Origin of the sequence: Caballeronia sp. GACF4, assembly GCF_023631025.1 — a bacterium.
Classification (GTDB): Bacteria; Pseudomonadota; Gammaproteobacteria; order Burkholderiales; family Burkholderiaceae; genus Caballeronia.
Genome location: NZ_JALQDW010000026.1, coordinates 437051 through 454499, shown reverse-complemented (window position 1 = coordinate 454499; position 17449 = coordinate 437051). Strand labels below are relative to the sequence as shown.

The 17449-nt window shown below is 59.6% G+C and carries 14 protein-coding genes; 7 read left to right on the top strand and 7 right to left on the bottom strand.

Annotated elements, in window-relative coordinates:
• Positions 1–5: 5 nt before the first annotated feature.
• From NCR40_RS25890 to NCR40_RS25870, 5 genes are all read left to right on the top strand, one after another.
• On the top strand, positions 6–1310 hold the full coding sequence (locus tag NCR40_RS25890; protein WP_250511094.1) for a TRAP transporter large permease: 1305 nt from the start codon (positions 6–8) through the stop codon (positions 1308–1310).
• Positions 1311–1346: 36 nt separating this feature from the next.
• The gene (locus NCR40_RS25885) at positions 1347–3467 is read left to right on the top strand and encodes a hydantoinase/oxoprolinase family protein (RefSeq protein ID WP_250511093.1); all 2121 of its coding nucleotides are present in this window, start codon (positions 1347–1349) and stop codon (positions 3465–3467) included.
• Positions 3464–5140 carry a hydantoinase B/oxoprolinase family protein gene (locus tag NCR40_RS25880; RefSeq protein WP_250511092.1) on the top strand — a complete coding sequence of 559 codons (1677 nt, stop codon included), beginning with the start codon at positions 3464–3466 and terminating at the stop codon, positions 5138–5140. Before NCR40_RS25885 ends, NCR40_RS25880 begins: the two co-directional genes overlap by 4 nt.
• Positions 5141–5201: 61 nt before the next feature.
• On the top strand, positions 5202–6089 hold the full coding sequence (locus NCR40_RS25875) for an alpha/beta fold hydrolase (protein WP_244830663.1): 888 nt from the start codon (positions 5202–5204) through the stop codon (positions 6087–6089).
• A 74-nt stretch (positions 6090–6163) separates the two neighbouring features.
• On the top strand, positions 6164–7126 hold the full coding sequence (locus NCR40_RS25870) for a LysR substrate-binding domain-containing protein (RefSeq protein ID WP_250511091.1): 963 nt from the start codon (positions 6164–6166) through the stop codon (positions 7124–7126).
• Here NCR40_RS25870 and NCR40_RS25865 read toward each other — a convergent pair.
• The 6 genes from NCR40_RS25865 to NCR40_RS25840 form a co-directional block, all read right to left on the bottom strand.
• A complete protein-coding gene (locus tag NCR40_RS25865; RefSeq protein WP_250511090.1) occupies positions 7109–7945 on the bottom strand; it encodes a hydroxypyruvate isomerase family protein in 837 nt (278 codons plus the stop codon). The two genes, NCR40_RS25870 and NCR40_RS25865, sit on opposite strands and share 18 nt — an antisense overlap.
• Positions 7942–8370 (bottom strand): RidA family protein, encoded by a 429-nt coding sequence (locus NCR40_RS25860; protein ID WP_250494613.1) that lies wholly within the window; start codon positions 8368–8370, stop codon positions 7942–7944. Before NCR40_RS25860 ends, NCR40_RS25865 begins: the two co-directional genes overlap by 4 nt.
• Before the next feature lie 13 nt (positions 8371–8383).
• Positions 8384–9091, bottom strand: coding sequence for a substrate-binding domain-containing protein (locus NCR40_RS25855; protein WP_250511089.1), 708 nt, complete (start codon positions 9089–9091; stop codon positions 8384–8386).
• Between the two features lie 26 nt (positions 9092–9117).
• Positions 9118–9786 carry an aspartate/glutamate racemase family protein gene (locus NCR40_RS25850; protein ID WP_250511088.1) on the bottom strand — a complete coding sequence of 223 codons (669 nt, stop codon included), beginning with the start codon at positions 9784–9786 and terminating at the stop codon, positions 9118–9120.
• A 155-nt stretch (positions 9787–9941) separates the two neighbouring features.
• Positions 9942–10907 (bottom strand): O-fucosyltransferase family protein, encoded by a 966-nt coding sequence (locus NCR40_RS25845; RefSeq protein WP_250511087.1) that lies wholly within the window; start codon positions 10905–10907, stop codon positions 9942–9944.
• Between the two features lie 163 nt (positions 10908–11070).
• Positions 11071–13152 (bottom strand): putative bifunctional diguanylate cyclase/phosphodiesterase, encoded by a 2082-nt coding sequence (locus NCR40_RS25840; protein WP_250511086.1) that lies wholly within the window; start codon positions 13150–13152, stop codon positions 11071–11073.
• Positions 13153–13487: 335 nt separating this feature from the next.
• Here NCR40_RS25840 and NCR40_RS25835 point away from each other — a divergent pair, with 335 nt between their 5' ends.
• Both NCR40_RS25835 and NCR40_RS25830 read left to right on the top strand, forming a co-directional pair.
• Positions 13488–15059 (top strand): methyl-accepting chemotaxis protein, encoded by a 1572-nt coding sequence (locus tag NCR40_RS25835; RefSeq protein WP_250511085.1) that lies wholly within the window; start codon positions 13488–13490, stop codon positions 15057–15059.
• A gap of 559 nt (positions 15060–15618) precedes the next feature.
• Positions 15619–16947, top strand: a complete 1329-nt coding sequence (locus NCR40_RS25830; protein WP_244830996.1) for a hypothetical protein — start codon at positions 15619–15621, stop codon at positions 16945–16947.
• A 283-nt stretch (positions 16948–17230) separates the two neighbouring features.
• On the opposite strand, the gene NCR40_RS25825 is transcribed toward NCR40_RS25830, so the two are convergent.
• Positions 17231–17449 (bottom strand): tautomerase family protein, encoded by a 219-nt coding sequence (locus tag NCR40_RS25825; protein WP_244830680.1) that lies wholly within the window; start codon positions 17447–17449, stop codon positions 17231–17233.

The window sequence follows — 17449 nt, the reverse complement described above, 5'->3', positions numbered from 1 at the left end:
GACACATGGGAACGATACTCACGACAATGGCCGTGCTGCTGTTCGGCGGCCTGTCCATCGGCATATGGGTTGGATTGACGCTTGCCATTACCGGGTCGCTCGCGCTCTTCATTTTCAGGCCCATTCCGGTCGACCGGCTGATCGCTCAGTACGCATGGAACGTGATGACGACGCAGGAGCTGCTGGCCTTGCCGCTTTTCATCGTCATGGGCGAGATTCTGTTTCGAACGCGCATCTCGACGTCGCTCTTCAAGGGACTTGCGCCGTGGGCGAGCTTGCTGCCTGGAAAGCTCTTGCATTCGAATGTCATCGGATGCTCGATCTTCGCCGCCATCTCTGGCTCGTCGGCGGCGACGACGCAGATCGTGGGCCGCGTCACGCTTGCGGAGCTCAATCGACGCAACTACGACAAGCGGATATCCATGGGCAGTCTGGCAGGCGCTGGTACGTTGGGCTTTCTCGTGCCGCCATCGAACATCATGATCGTGTATGGCGTGCTGGCGCAGGTTTCCGTGCTCAAGCTCTTCGCCGCAGGACTGATACCGGCCATTCTTCTCGCGTCGTGCTTCATGGCGTGGATCATGATTCACACCACCTGGAACAAGAGCCTGATTCCCGAGGAAGAAAGTTTCGCGACCATGCCCTGGCGCGAGCGCTTTGCTTCGCTCAAACATCTTGCGCCGGTCGCGTTATTGATCGGCGCGGTTCTCGGCAGCATGTACGGCGGGCTCGTCACGCCATCGGAAGCGGCTGCGGCCGGTGTGGTCGGCGCGCTTGCCATCGCGGGCTTTCAAAAGGACCTGAGCGTTGAAAAGCTGAAGGAAGTCGGACTTGGCGCGGTAAAGACCTGTTCCATGATCGCGCTGATCATTCTCGGCGCATCCATTCTCGGCAGTGCGTCCGCGTTTCTCGGCGTGGGACAGGCGGCCGCCACGTTCGTGCAGGAACTGCACCTGTCGCCGGTTGCGCTGCTGTTCGTGCTGTTCATCGGCTATATCCTGCTCGGCTCGTTTCTCGAAGGCTTTTCGATCATCGTCATTACGTTGCCTATTGTTCTGCCGATGGTTCTCGCAGCCGGATTCAACGCCATCTGGTTCGGCATCTTTCTGGTGATCGCGGTGGAGATCGTTCAGGTTCACCCGCCTATAGGCTTCAATCTCTTCGTGATTCAAGGCATCACGGGAGAGAAGCTCTCCGTCATCACCAAGGCCACGCTGCCCTATCTCGTGCTGCTCATTCTGTTCGGCATTGCATTGATCGTGTTTCCCCAGATCGCGCTTTGGTTGCCGGAACAACTCGGCTTGAAGTGAGCATGCGCTGTTGTATCTCGCTGATAAATGGAAAATATGATGACGTCTAGGTTTGCCATCTCAGTCGATATCGGTGGCACGTTCACCGACTTCGTATTGCTGGACAGCAAGAAGAAAAGGGTCACCACCGCGAAGGTCCTGAGCACGCCCGAACGCTCGGAAGAAGCGATATTTTCCGGCTTCGAGCACTTACGCCGCGATGCGGAACTGGACCTCGCGGATTGCGATGTCTTCCTGCATGCGACGACGGTCATCACCAACGCCGTCATCGAACGCAAGGGGCACGACTTCATTTTGCTGCATACCGAAGGCTTCGGCACGACGCTTGAAACCGGCCGTGAGCATCGTTACAACGTATCGAATCTGAGGCTGGCTTTTCCGAAACCGCTGACCAAACACCGGTTGAAGGTATCGGTACGTGAACGCATTGCCTACACCGGTGATCTCGTGCGGCAACCCGACCAAGCTGAACTCATCGCGGACGTGCGCCGTCTCGTCGAGGAAACGGGCGTGACGAACTTCGCCATCTGTTTTCTGCATGCCTTTCAAAACCCCGCCAACGAGCAGTTGGTGGAAAGCTGGCTTGCAGAAGCCTTCCCCAATGCCGTCATTTCCACATCCAGCGCCGTGGCCCCGCGTTCGGGCGAGTACGAGCGCTGGATGACATGCGCCGTGAATGCGTTCACCAAGCCGTTGCTGAGTCAGTACGTGAAGCGCCTGGAGACGAGAGCCGCCGACGCGGGCTTCAATGGCCGCCTTTTGATGATGACGTCGTCCGGGCTGCCGCTGCCCATCGGTCACTGCGTCAGAGCGCCCGTCCGTTTGATCGAGTCCGGTCCCGCGGCAGGCGTTCTCGCCGCGAGAGAGATCGCCGCACGTAATGCGCCGGCGCCGCAAGACAGCGGTGCCGTGGACGATACCGTGCTCGCCTACGACATGGGCGGCACGACCGCCAAGGGCGCGTTCCTCATCGCCGGCAAGGTCGATGTGCAAGCGGGCCTCGAAGTGGCACGCGAAGGCGCATTCGAAGCCGGCAGCGGCTTTCCGCTCATCATTCCCGCGCTCGACTTGATCGAGATTGGCGCGGGCGGTGGCAGCATCGCCGAGATCGACGAACGCGGCGCCATCTCCGTCGGACCGAAGAGTGCGGGCGCCGTTCCCGGCCCGGCATGCTATGCGCGCGGCGGACAAGCCGCGACCGTCACCGACGCGAATCTCTTCCTCGGCTTTCTCGGCGAGGCGAACTTTCGCAATAGCGGCATCGACGCCACCCGGGTTGAAGCCAAGCGTGCGATTCAGCAGAACATCGCGGAACCGCTGGACATCTCGGTGGAGCGCGCGGCTATCGGCATTCATCGCACCATCAACGAAAACGTGGCACGCGCGTTTCGCGTGCATGCAGCGGAACTCGGTGTCGACTACCGGCGCGCCACGCTGGTCTGCACCGGCGGTTCGTCGCCCGTGCATGCGTTGCCTATTGCGCAGCTGCTGTCCATCCGGCGCGTGATCTTTCCGTTCGCCGCGGGCGTGGCTTCCGCCATGGGTCAGTTCGCGAGCAGCGAAGGGATCATCCTGCAGCAAACGAGAAGGATGAGTCTCGCCGATGTCACCGATGACGTCATCGCGCAAGAAGTCGCTCGACTCGTGCAGGCCGAACCATACGCAAGCCAGCTCGTCGATGGCGGCGCGCGGATCATCGTGAAACTCGGCATGCGCTACGAAGGACAAGACTCGGAAGTGACCGTCGAGATATCCGATGAAGGGCGTTATCTGAATGCGGCAAACATTCGCGCCAGATTCCTCGATGCCTACAAGGACATCTTCGGCCTGAACTTTCCGGACTACGGTATCGAGATCAGCACGTGGGTGGTCGAAGTCTCCTTGCCCGAGCATCTCAAGTCCGTGCGCGACTTCAGCTACGACGCGCTCACGCCTTCAGCAAGGATGGAGAAGGAACCCAGGTCCTGTTACATCAGCGACGGCGCAACGGAAGTCTGGACCGAAGTCCCCGTCTTCAACCGGTACGCCTTGCCGGTTGGCTGGAAGCGCTCCGGCCCCGCGCTGATCGAAGAGAACGACACCACCATCTACGTTCCAGCGTTTGCCGAAGCACGGATTGCATCGACGCTGGATCTCATCGCGGAGCTCAAGTCGTGAATGCTACAGTCAAGATGGACCCGGTCGATGCCGGCATCATCTGGTCCCGTTTCGTCTCGGTTGCGGACGAAATGGTTTCGGCCATGGAACGCACCGCTTTCTCGACGATGGTGCGGGCAAGCGGCGACTTCTCGTGCATGATTTTCGACGCACGCGGCAAGCTGATTGCGCAAGGCGCGACGAGTGTGCCGTCGTTCACGGGAACCGGCCCAAGCACGCTTGCTCATATCCTCGACGTGTTCGACGCGGCCGCTCTGCGCGACGGCGATATCATCGTGACCAACGATCCCTGGATCGGCACGGGTCATACGTTCGATATCAACGTCGTGAAACCGGTGTTCTTCGAAGGACGCATTGCCGGATACTGCCTGACCGTTTCGCATCTTGCCGATGTCGGCGGCGTGGGAATGGGTTCGGTCGCGAAGGACGTCTACGAGGAAGGCTTCTCGCTTCCGCCCGTGAAACTCTTCGAAGCGGGCGTGGAGAATCGCTTCGTGTTCGACTTCATCAGAAACAATGTTCGCACGGTCGATTACGTGTTGGGCGACATCTATTGCAATGTCGCGGCATGCAACGTCGGCGCGCAAGGGCTCGTCAAGATTCTCGTGGAGCACAAGCTGTCCAACACCATCGACGCCGCCGATGCGATCTTCGCGCTCACGCGCAAGTCGATCAACGCGAAGCTCGAACTCATGCCCAAGGGAAGTTATGCGGCGACCATACCCGTCGAGGGCGGAAAGGACTTCCCCGACATCTCGCTCTCCGTCACCGTCACGTTGAGCGACTCCGGCTTCGCGTACGACTTCGCCGGAACGGACCCGGTGGTGAATCGCGGCGTCAACGTGCCGATCTGCTATACACGCGCGTTCTGCTACTTCTGCACGAAAGTGCTCGTCGCGCCCAGCATTCCCAACAATCAGGCCATACTCGATTTCGTCACCATAGCGGCGCCCGACAACTGCATTCTCAATGCGCTCAGGCCGAACCCGACCGGTGCGCGGCATGTCTTCGGCCATTTCGTCGGACCGCTCATTTTCAATGCGCTGGCTGAGGCCTTCCCCGACGACGTGCAAGCCGACTCGGGGATGGTGTTCCAGATGAATCTTCGCGGCCAGACGCGCGCGGGAAAGCACTATTCGTCGATCTATTTTTCGGCGGGCGGATACGGCGCGCTAGCAGGTTACGATGGCCGCCCTGCCTTGCCCGCACCGGCCAACATCATCGGCGGCTCGGTTGAATTCTGGGAGCAGCAGATTTGCTGCACCTTCCTCAAGAAAGAGATACTCAGAGACTCGGGCGGGCCCGGCGAGTTTCAAGGCGGCAACGGTCAGATCTTCGCGATCAGGAACGACACGGGTCATCCCATCGAGGCATCGTTCATGGCGTCGCGGACCAAGATAGCCGCGAAAGGATTTGCAGGCGCGGGCGCCGGCGCGCATCGGCTCATCTTCGTGGACGATGTCGAGACCGATCCCAAGGCGCGCGTGCTCATTCCAGACGGCGGTATCGTGGAGATTCGCGACGCGGGCGGCGGCGGATACGGCAACCCGGATCGCAGATCGCTCGATGACATTGCAGCCGACCTCGAAGCCGGGCTGATCAGCGCGCAGTTCGTCGACGACAACTATCCCCGGCAGGCGCGTCAGCTCGCGCGCTCCGTGGGTGCATCGTGAAGCCGGCTTTTTGGCCCGATACAATGCACAACACGCACCTTCACTCAGAAAGAGAACCGACATGTCAGGCGTGATAGACCTTGGCGGCAAGTCCTTCACCAGGCGCTTCGTGCGAAGCGGAGACATCCGCTTTCATATGGTGGATGGTGGCGTCGGCCCGACGGTCGTGCTCGTGGCGGGCTTCCCGCAGACCGCTTATGCGTGGCGTCGCGTGCAACCGCTTCTGGCCGATTCCTACCGCACCATCGCCATCGATTTGCCCGGTCAAGGTTACTCGGACAAGCCCACCACCGGCTACGACACCGAGACCGCCGCCGCGCGCATCAATGGTCTCTTGCGGTCGCTGGGTGTCGAGCGTCACTTCTACGTGGGCCATGACATCGGATCATGGATTGCTTATCCGTACGCGCATCGCTATGAGGCCGAGCTCGACGGCATCGTGTTCATCGATGGCAACATCCCCGGCATCACGCTCAAGCCCGAAGTATCGGTCACCGCGCCTTCGAACTGGAAGAGTTGGCACTTCCTGTTCAACGCGGTGGACGACTTGCCTGAAGCGCTCATTGCAGGCAAGGAGCGCGTGTTGATCGAATGGTTCTTCAACAAGAAGACCGCCAACGCAATGGCCACGTTCGAGCCTGCCGACATCGACGAATACGTAAAGGCGTATGCGTCGCTCGGCGGCCTGCGCGGCATGCTCGGCTATTATCGGGCCGTCGAAGAGGACATGAAGCAGAACCAGAAGCTCTTTGCCAGCAAGATCAAAAAGCCCGTGCTCGCACTTGGAGGCGATGTGGGCAGCGCGCCCACCATCCATGAACTGATGAAGCCGCTCTGCGAAGACCTGAGCGGCGGTGTGATCCAAGACTGCGGGCATTACATTCCCGAAGAGCAGCCGCAAGCGCTGGCAGCGGAACTCAAACGCTTCTTCGAGACATGTCTCGGTTGATCGATATCGATGCTGCGAATGTCTTCCGCCGTGCAATGCTTTATCCTTGCCGTCATTGGGGCACGGGGGCATAGATGACGGCCGGTTCGAGAAAGAAGGAAAGCGATGAAGCCGAAGCCGTTCCGGACACGCGCCGTGTGCGCTTTCCGCCGCTCAAGTCGCTGATCGCGTTCGAAGCGGCCGCTCGGCACGGCAGCTTCACGCAAGGCGCGGAAGAGATCGGCATTACCACGTCGGCGGTGAGTCATCACATTCAGCAACTCGAAGACTTTCTCGGCGTTCCGCTCTTTCAGCGACATGCCGGGCGCGCGGTGCTGACCGTCGCGGGCCGAACCTATGCGCGCGAACTGGAAAAAGCATTCGGCATGATCGCCACTGCGACGAGTCTTATCGCGCCGCAATCGTGGGGCGGTCATCTGTCGATTGCCGTGCCCAATAGCTTCTCGGTGAAGTGGCTGCAACCGCGTTTGCAGAACTTCCTGAAAGCGAACCCGCTGTTTCGCGTTCGACTGGCGACGCTTCACACACATGAACTCGATGCCAACCGCTACGACATAGCAATTGCGCATGGGCCTCAAACGCCGGGATTGAAGCTTGCCGAGCCATTGCTCATCGAACGGCTCAGGCCGCTTTGCAGTCCGCAACTCGCGGAGGAGCTCGGCCTGAAAGGCCCGAAGGATCTGGCTAAGGCTACGCTCATCCACTCCAATAATCCGCTGAACTGGGTCGATTATTTTCGGCGCATAGGCAACCTCGTCGTCAAGCCCGCGCACGACTTGTGGCTCGACCGCTCCGCCATGGCAATCGAAGCTGCGGTAAAGGGCTTGGGCGTGGTGCTGGAAAGCGAGATCCTCGCGGAAGAAGAGCTACGCGATGGCCGGTTGATCGAGCCATTCTCCGACCCGAAGTTCCACGTCGAAAATATCTCTTACTATCTGCTGCGCTCGTCGAGTCTGCGCAATTCGGCCGAAGCGGCCGTGTTTGAAAAATGGCTTCGAGCTGAATTCGAGTTGGCCAATCTAAGAACGATGTTCTGAGTGCTTGCTCAAGCCTGCGGCTTGCGTAAAGGCTTGACGCCAATCGAGTCCGGCGGCAGTCGTTCCACGCGGACGGTACTCGCATCCTATCCAGCCTGAATAGCCGCTATCGGCTATCGCTCGTGCAATCGTGGGCCATGACATGTCGCCCGTGCCCGGTTCGTTTCGTCCTGGTACGTCGGCGACCTGAATGTGCGCCACGTCACGACGATGCATGGCGAACGCATCCAGTACGTCCATGCCGCTCATTGCCGCGTGATAAAAATCGAAGAGCAGTTTGACGTTGCCTTGCGGGATGTCGCGGACGTACGCGCTCGCCTGAGCGAGACTCTTGAGGAAGTAACCCGACACGTCTTGCTGGTTCAGACATTCGAGCACAAAGGTTACGTTCTGCCCTTCCGCGCGCTTTGCGGCCCACGCGAGATTCGAACGAAAGACGGCTTTGGCCTCGGCTGGCGAGCAGCCGTCCGGCACTCGTCCCGCCATCAAGTGAATCAGGCTGCACTCCAGCGCGTTAGCGTAGTTCAACGCGAGATCGACACCTTCGCGAAAAACATCGACATAGCCTGGAATACAGCCAAAGCCGTTGGCGCCTACGGCTCCTGCTTCGCCCGCCGGCGTGTTGATCAACACTTGTTTCAAGCTCCACTGGCTCAACACGTTGCGAAGCTCGGTGGCATCGTAGCCATATGGCGATGCGTATTCGACTGCCGCGAAGCCATGCAACGCAGCGGCTTCGAATCGCTCAAGAAATGGCAACTCGGTAAAGAGCCATTTGAGATTAGCCGCGAAGCGTACGCGCGAAGACCGTGCAGTCATTTCAACCCCACGATCATTTCGACTTCCACTGCCGCGCCATGCGGAAGCTGCTGCACGCCGATCGCGCTTCGTGCATGCTTGCCGCGTTCTCCGAGCGTTTCGATCAATAGGCGGGACGCGCCATCGATCACCGCGCCCTGTCCGGTGAAATCCGCCGCCGATGCGACGAATCCCGTGATCTTCACGATCTGCGCAATGCGCTCATGTCCGCAAAGCGCGTGCGCGAGTGCATCGAGACATGCTTTTGCACATAACGCTGCCGCTTCTCGTGCGTCTTCAGCCGATAAGTCCGCGCCGACCTTGCCGCTGTATTTGATCGCTCCGTGTTCGCGCGGAAGCTGGCCGCTCACGAATGCGAGATTGCCGAACACCGTAACGGGCGTGATGAGGTGACTGGGCGTTTGCTTGTCGTCTGCGCGCTGCATGAATATCGTCTCCTCAAAGAACCGTTAGGCCAAGCCGCTCATACGCGTGGCGCGCTGTATCGGAGAAAAGGGATTGCAGCAAGGCACATGCACCTTCCGATTGTGCGCGACCAGAAAACATCCCGACATAAAAGTCGGAATGGAACTGAATCTCTTCCGGAAGCGGGCCGATGATCTCGATGCCCGCCACCATGGCCAGTTCGCTCATCTGTTGAATGGCGACGTCCGCCTCGCCACGCACGATGCATTCGCCCGTAAAGCCCTTCTCGATGATGGTCGCGCGCTGATTGACCTGCTCCGCGATGCCCATCTCTTCGATCAAGGTGGCGAAATAAACGCCGCTTGCGCCGGTCTTCGAATATGCGACCGATCGCGCGTTCAACAGGACCTCGCGCAAGTCTTCAACGCTTCTTATCGACCGAGGCACGTCCCGCACAGATGCCGCCACACCCACGCCGGTTCTGACCAACCCGCGCACCGTCGGTACATCCAGTACGTTTTCATCGGCGAGACGCTTCACATAGGCGCGAGTCGCAATCAGCATGTCCGCTCTTTCACCGGCAGACACGCGCTCTTGCAGCACGTTGGTTGGATCGAACATAGCTTGCACGCGGATGCCGCTACTTCGTTCGAACGCTGGAATGACGACATCGACGAGCGCGCTCTTGACCGCGAGCGTGCTCATCATCGAAACGGCTGGCGCGAGCGATGGAGTAGGCATCGTTGAATCCATGACGGTAAAAGACTTCAGCGCGACAAATGCAGGCGCTTCTTGAGATCGGCAACCGCGCTGCGCGGTGCGGAAAATACCGGACAACTCGCGACTGAAGTCACGGCATCGAGTGCCTGAGCGGTTGAGAAATGGGCCAGCATGATCGCGTCGTAGCCATGCAGGCTCGCGGCCTTTTCTGCAACGATACGGTTGTGCGTGTCGCGGTCGCCCGCACGCAGCTTGTCGATTGCATCGTCGACCACGAAGGTGGCCAGCGTAGCTTGCGGGTTCATGTTCGATGCTTCCTCGAAGAACTCCGCCACCATGGTCGGCAGGGCCGGCGCGAACGTTGCGATCATCGCGATGTTTCTGCCTTCTGCAAGCGCATCGGCGAACATGGCGGTGTTCGGCTTGCAAACAGGTATGGGAAGCGCCGCGTCCGCGGCATCGATGGCGGGACCGAAGGCCGAACACGTCGCGAGGACCGCATCCGCGCCGCTTTCGTACCCGTATCGCGCAAGATTCACGAAGCGTGTCTGCAATGAGTCGGGCAGCTCTTTGCTGTCGCCTCTGGCCGAGGTCAGACCGTCGTCGAGAAGATTGGTGAGCCTGGCTTCTGGCCAGTCGCGCAGGAACGCGTCGTGTATCGGCGCGATGGCAACGGGCGTGGCGTGCAACAGCACGATGGAAAGGTCATGTCTCATGGATGTCGATTCGCCGCTGGTCGGCTGCCGGGTCATGCGCCCGGCATCGATTCAAGCGTAGCGAATGACGCGTTGGCATTCCAACGCAAAGAAATCAACACCCGTTGAGTCAGAGTCACGACAGCAGGCTTCATGCGTTAATACAAGCGCGCGACTCACGCCGCCTTGCCGCCCATCACCTGTTCCTGTTCGATCCAGATCTGGCTGTCGGGAAACCAGAACGCGTCAGGCTTTGGCGGTACGGCCAAGGTAGTCGGCAAATCGGGATTGAATATCTTCGACCATGCCGACAAGTAAGAAGGCATCTTCACAAGGTATCCGCACTTCGAAAGCAGCAGGCTCGACACCAACGCTTCGCGCCCGATCTCCAAACCCGGATAACCGCTGAAGTGCACCGGCATGTCGCCTGTGGACAGCAGCTTGGCCGGTGCAACACTGACCGGCCGATTGAACGGCCACGCGCGGAAGAAGTCGATGAACGCCTGCTCATCGCTCGAAACGAAGATGTTGGTCAGAAGCGGATTGAGCGCGAGGGTCTGCTCGACCAGCCGGCAGAAGTCGGCCCAGGGCAAGGTCATCGCTTCGAACTTCTTATCCGTGCCCCGGTAGTGAACACCGAGTGTCGATTGGCCGATATCGAGTTTGGCGCAGGTTGCATCGACTTCATCGCGAATGGCTGCAACCGGCCGGTACTGCGAGCGAAACAACTCGCTCGAACTTTGCAACCGCAGACCCGCTTCATGACGTTGCCGCAAGCCGAGTTGCACGAGATCGCGCACGGTAGAGGTTCGCACTCTGCGCGGCAACTTCACATCGCCGGATGCCCGCACGCTTTCAAAGAGCGCCGAGAACCAGTCTATCTTGCCTTCCGGGTCGCCATAGAGACCGCCGCGTGCCGAGATTCGCGGTGTCAGCCGTTTCTCTTCGCAATGCTTGAGGATGAAGAGCACCATCTGCATCACGGAAAAAAAGCCGGAGTTTTCCCTGATCTCGATAGCGAACACATTGCGATTCAGCCGCTGTCGCGCATGCAGCGAGAAACGCACTGGAGCGGCGAGAGAATGCTTGAAGCCTTCACTGCGCCGAAAGCGCCTGACACGATCGACCACCGTTCGCAACATGTGCGGTCCCCGACTCGGATTTGTCTTTTGGAATGACCGTATGGTCCAGCGCTACGGTAACTATGACGGGAGAGTAGCACCGTGCAACGTGTAACGGATCGACCCTCGTCGGCGTTCTGTTGGCTAGCTAACGTGATGGGCAGAAAAAGTTACTGGCGAAGTTTCAATGGCGTCCTGTCGATGCGACATCGGCGACGGAAGCGATAAACGCATTGGCCGTCATTGGCTTGCCGAGCAAAAACCCTTGGAGAATGTCGCATCCCAGTTGCGTGAGAAAAGCCTGCTGTGCAGTGGTTTCGACGCCTTCCGCCACGATCCTGAGATTGAGCGTTTGTCCGAGCGCCACGATGGCCGAAACAATGGCCGCGTCTTCCGTACCGTGAGCAAGTTCACGCACGAAGCCACGATCGATCTTGAGTTCGTTGGCGGGCAAGCGCTTGAGATAAAGCAGACTGGAGTAGCCGGTGCCGAAATCATCGATAGAGATCTGCACGCCTTCTTCCCGCAGTCGTTGCAAGACCTTGAGGCTCACTTCGACATCGCGCATGGCCGTCGATTCAGTGATCTCCAGAATCAGCGATTCCGCTGGGAGGCCATTGCGCCGCAGCGCGCCGCGAACCGCTCGTACGAGACCCGAGTGAACGAACTGCAATGGCGAAAGATTGATTGCGATGGTCCACTCTGTGTGACCGCGATCGTGCCACGCCTTTAATTGCCGGCATCCTTCGCTCAGCACCCATTCGCCGATAGGCACGATCAACCCTGTCTTCTCCGCCATCGGAATGAAGCGGTTGGGCGCCATCAGTCCGTGCACGGGATGGTTCCAGCGCAATAGCGCTTCCGCGCCCACCGCCGGACCATTTGGCGCCTTGAATTTGGGTTGATAGTGCAAGGCGAGCTCACCGCGCGTCAACGCCACGCGAAGCTCGTGCGCGAGTTGCATCTGCTCGTAAGAGTCCGCATGCATCGACGGTTCGAAGAAACAAAAACCGCTACGGCCAAGGGCTTTCGCGTGATACATGGCGGTATCGGCATTGCTCAGGAGCTCTTCTTGAGTCGCACCGTCGTCGGGAAAGATCGCAATGCCCACGCTCACGGAAATCTGCACTTCCTCGCCTTCCATGCGAAACGGCTTCTCAATGGTCTCGGTCAAGGTCGCGGCGATTTGCGCGGCCACGGTTGCGTCGTCGACGTTCGAGAGCAGCACGAACTCGTCGCCGCCGACCCGCGCAATGGTGTCGTGTGACCTGACGTTGGCGCGGATGCGCTTCGACACTTCGATCAGCAACAGGTCGCCGACATGATGTCCGAACGCGTCGTTGACCGCCTTGAAGCCATCAAGGTCCATGAACATCAACGTGAAGCGACGCTTTGCATCGCGCGCGCCATGCACCAGTTGTTCCAGTCTGTCTTCGAGCAAGACGCGATTCGGCAACTCGGTAAGGCTGTCGTGAAGCGCCAGATAGGCAAGTTCCTTGTTCGCCTCCGCGAGCGACGCCGCGAGCACGGCGGTGCGCGATTCGAGCCGCAAGTCCAGAACGGAGATGATCAGCGCGATGGCCAGCACCGAGAGTGTCACGACGATCACCACGACCGCCAGCCATCCGGTATCCGCGCCTTCTTTAGCGGCACCGCATATCGCGCCCGTGGGAAAGCGCGCGGCCGCCATTCCGGTGTAGTGCATGCCGACGATGGCAAAGCCCATGAGGAGCGACGCGCTGCCGCGAAAAAACAAGAGCCGCGACGCCTGCTGACGTAAGCGAAAGGCAATCCAGAGCGCAGCGCCCGAGGTGACGATGGCAATGGCCACCGACACAATGGTGAGCCATGGGTCGTATTCGATCGGCGGCCGCATGCGCATGGCGGCCATGCCCGTGTAGTGCATGCCGGCGATAGCCGGTCCCATCAATAGCGCCCCGATCACGATCCTGAACGCGGGCAGCGTCTTCTGACAGACGAGCCAGAGCGCGAACATCGATGCCGCGACGGCAATTAGAAGCGATGCAAATGTAATTAGCGGGTCGTAGCCCAGCTTGATGGGCAAGCTGAACGCCAGCATGCCGACGAAGTGCATTGCCCAGATTCCGAGTCCCATTGCACAGGAACCGCCGATGAGCCACCAGCGCGCCGCGGGCCCCCTGGCTTGCGCGATACGCCCTGCCATGTCGAAAGCCGTGTACGCGGCCAGGATTGCCACGAGAAGCGAGCAGACGACAAGCAAAGGGTTATATGAGTAAGCGAGCATTGAGCGCTATTTTCGCAGGCTTTCGTTGTCGCTCCCGGGTAGAGAACAGCATCGCGGTGACGAATGGAGACCTGTCATCGACAGGAGCCCATATCTTAACCAAGGCATGGACAAATCCGGGCTCTATTCATCCCATTCGTCGAAGAAAGCCTTACCCACCCTGCGACATATCCTGGACAGGGCGATGTAAAACGTTTGCTAACATCGTCATACTTTCGTTCATCTTCATATTTTCCCGACGCTGCCGTAAGCGATGCAAGAAAGAACCCGCGCTCGCCGCGTAAAGGACGGCGAGCGTCAACGACAGCACTGCCATCAAAAAGGAAAAGAACGAGATGAACCTGCAACCCATGCGCATGAAAACGAAGCTTTCCATTGGCTTCGGCCTGCTCACGGCGGCAGTGCTGATCGTCGCCGCGCTCTCAATCGAGACGCTCGGCGAAGCGAACCAGCGCTTTACGTCCTTCGTCAACGGCATCAACGCGCGCGCGCATCTGGCCGAAAGCATTCGCACCGCAGTGGACCGGCGCGCGATCGCCGCACGCAATCTCGTGCTCGTGACGAAGCCCGCCGATCTCGAACTCGAGAAAGCAGCCGTCCTTCAGGCGCATGAAGACGTGCAACGCGATTTGCGCCGCTTCAAGGAAATGGTCGCGAGCGCGCCGGATGTCTCGGCCGAAGTAAAGACGCGCGTTGCGGAGATCGACCGCGTCGAATCGCTTTACGGACCGGTGGCGCTCGCCATCGTCGATCTGGCGCTGAAGGGCCAGCATCAGGCAGCGATTACGAAGATGAACGACGAGTGCCGTCCGCTGCTCGCCGCGCTCATCAAGGCCACGCAAGATTACCTGGACCTGACGAGCCAGCGCGAAGCGAAGCTCGTGCAAGAGTCGGCGGAGGATTACGCGTTCTCGCGCATGCTGCTGATCGCCGCGTGCATCGCGGCGGCCTCGTTGGCCGTGGGCGCGGGATTCATCATCACGCGCAGCATCTTGCGAGCCTTGGGCGCGGAACCCGATGCACTGAGCCAAGTCGCGCAGCGCGTTGCTTCCGGCGATCTGAGCCCGGTCGCGCACGCGGATAACGCCCCGCAACACAGCGTGCTCGCCTCCATGCGCACGATGCAAGGCAATCTCGTCAGTCTGATCGGCAATGTCCGCTCTTGCGCCGATGGCATCGCCACGGGATCGAGCCAGATCGCCACGGGCAACGTCGATCTGTCGACGCGTACCGAACAACAAGCGGCATCGCTGGAAGAGACGGCGGCGAGCGTCGAAGAGTTGACCTCGACCGTGCGGCAGAACGCCGAGCACGCGCAACAGGCAAATGCGTTGTCGGCGGATGCATCGGCGGTGGCGCAGCAGGGCAATGCCGCCGTGGGGCGCATGGTCGCGACCATGACGGAGATCAGCACGCGCTCGGAGAAGATCGCGGATATCACCGGGATCATCGAAGGCATCGCGTTTCAGACCAACATCCTTGCGTTGAATGCGGCGGTTGAAGCGGCGCGCGCGGGCGAGGAAGGACGCGGCTTTGCCGTGGTCGCTTCGGAAGTGCGCAACCTGGCGCAACGTTCGTCGTCCGCCGCGAAGGAGATCAAGGAGTTGATTGGCGCGTCGGGCGTGCGTATCGCGGAGGGTTCTTCGCTCGCGGGCGAAGCCGGGACGACGATGGCCGAAGTGCTGCAGGCCGTCTCGCGCGTGAGCAGCATCATGGGCGAGATCGCGGCGGCATCGAGCGAACAGAGCCGGGGCATCGAACAATTGAGCCAGGCGATTGCGCAAATGGACCAGGTGACGCAACAGAACGCGGCGCTCGTGGAAGAATCGGCGGCGGCTTCGCAATCGCTCGATCAGCAGGGGCGCAAGCTCGTGGATGCGGTGTCGTTCTTCCAGGTCGCAGGATGATGGTCGGGGCGCGGCGCGTCGGAGAGTTTTCTCGTCGCGCTGCGCTTACCAAAAATACGCTGGTTTAACGCAAAAATTGGGAATAGTACGTTCGTACATATGTAGAGGTAATTTGTTCACTCTCGCGCAAAACAACGAAAAATGGGCAAATACTCCTATAAAGCACTGCAGCAGAGTCGCACTATTTTCCTCTTCGATATGGCAACGCCATGCATTCGTTACTTTTTGCCCGAAAACGTTCGAATTCTCACACGCTTTTTGTAACATTGCGTAAAATCCAACCTATCGTATGAACTTTGAAGAAGGTGGTTGTGAGACACAGGCGCGGCGGCTTCGCATCGCGTGTCGAACGAAGTTAGGGCAACACGGCAGGCCGGTGGTTACTGCACGAAGTTCGCTCTTTCCCTGCTACAACGGCCAACTTTGAAGTATCCCAGGTAGGCAAGGCAAACACTGCTGCATCCTTGGCTCATTCGTTAGTCGTCCTTACTTAATAGGACATTGATATCGATCTCTGACCTTAAGGAGTGTTCCGCCAGACCAGCGGAACTGCGAAATGATGATTAATCGACGTAAATTTCTGGCTAGCATGAGCGCGTTGTCCGGGACCTATATGCTTTCCGCATGTGGCGGCGGCGGTAGCGATCTACCGCAAGCGGCAACCAAGGCTTCCGACGATTCCACGCAACTGGATTCCACCGCAAAGGCCGCGGTAATCACGCCTTCCGCCGATGGCACGACCATCCCGAGCGGTACGTCGATCGTGGACAAGACGGGTGCGGTTTGGACGGTGACTGGCGCCATCGTGTACAAGAACAAGACGGCTGTTTCAATCGCCAATGTCTCGATGCTCCTCTGGTCGGGCGGCAAGATTTACCAGAAGAACACGAGCGGCCAGTTCTACGTGTGGTCGAACAAATGGCTCATCTGCCGTGACCCGCGCATTGCGATGGCAGCGACGCCGGGCATGTTCTTCGGGATGAACGGCCATTACGACTACACCTACACACCTCCACAACTCATCGCGATCCTGAAGGGCATGGGCTGCAACATGTATCGGGTGGGCTGCAATTCGACGTCGAAGCAGATCAGCGCCGTCGCCAAGCTGGCATCGGCCTTCAACGGAACGGGCATCAGCATGCTTTGCCTGATTCAGCAAGGTTTGACCGATGCTTCAGGCGCGCTGTATGGCAGCGAAGCCGCCGCTTACGCCGACGCCTACAACACCGGCCTGACGGTAGCGAGCGCGCTCAAGCCGTATGGCGTGACCATGTACGAATGCGGCAATGAGTTGACGCGCCGCTCGCAAACCGTGCTGTATTCGAACCGCGCGGGAACGGACGTAGCCGACTTCAACAACGCAAACTGGCCCGTCATGCGCGGCGTCATGCGCGGTCTCATCGCCGGCGTGAAAGCAGTACAGCCGGACGCGAAGTGCGGCATCAACTTTTGCGTGGCGGACATCGGCGCATCGGATGCATTGTGGGACGGCTTCCAGCCGGATGGCACGAGTGGCTATCCGAAGGTCCGCTGGGACATCACGACGTGGCACAACTACGAAGTGTATGGTGACCTGTTCGACATCGGCTCTGACGGCGCGGGCCCGCATTTCGATCTGCCGCAGTACTGCAAGGCGCGCTACGGCGTACCTTTCATGATCACCGAGTGGAACGCGAACCCCGAGCAGACGGATGCTTATCGCGCGACCTTCGTGCAGTCTCGCCTGCAATCGTTCTACGACGCACGCAAGACGCACAACATTCACTCGGCCATGTACTACGTGCTCGACAGCGGCAATCACACGTTTGGCATCATGATCAACGGTGCGCCGATCACGCCGACGTACAACAGCTATGTGAACTTCACGAGCACGCATGCCGATGTCTGAGCGTCTCTGAACAAAAGCCCACGGTTTGCCGCATCGCGCAAAGCCGTGGGCCTTATCGTTTCAGCTCATCTTTCACGCGTGCCGCATGAACGCGCGCGCTAGCGCATGTCGTCGACAGGCTTGCCATCGAGGCCACGACCGCCACTGAGCGGGCCTTCATAGCCAAGCCCCCAGAAGGTCCCGTTATCGTCGATGCGCATTACGCGATCTCGTTCGATGTGGTGCCGGCGATCTCAGTCGCCCCGACATGGCGTCATCCATCTTCCTATGAACAGTCGCGGCGTCATCGTGACTCCTCTGCCTTGTTCGGGCTTGCGGGCATCTCGTCCTTCGTGCGTTCGCCGACGGCCCAATGCGCGGCGGGCACCGCGGTGGCATACACGCGGATGGTGTCGAGCGGTGCGCCCAGCGTTTCATGGACCGTGCGCGCGACCGCCTTCACGCAGGCCTTGACGGCGGCTTCATCGCGTCCTTCGACGAGGGAAATATGTACGATAGGCAT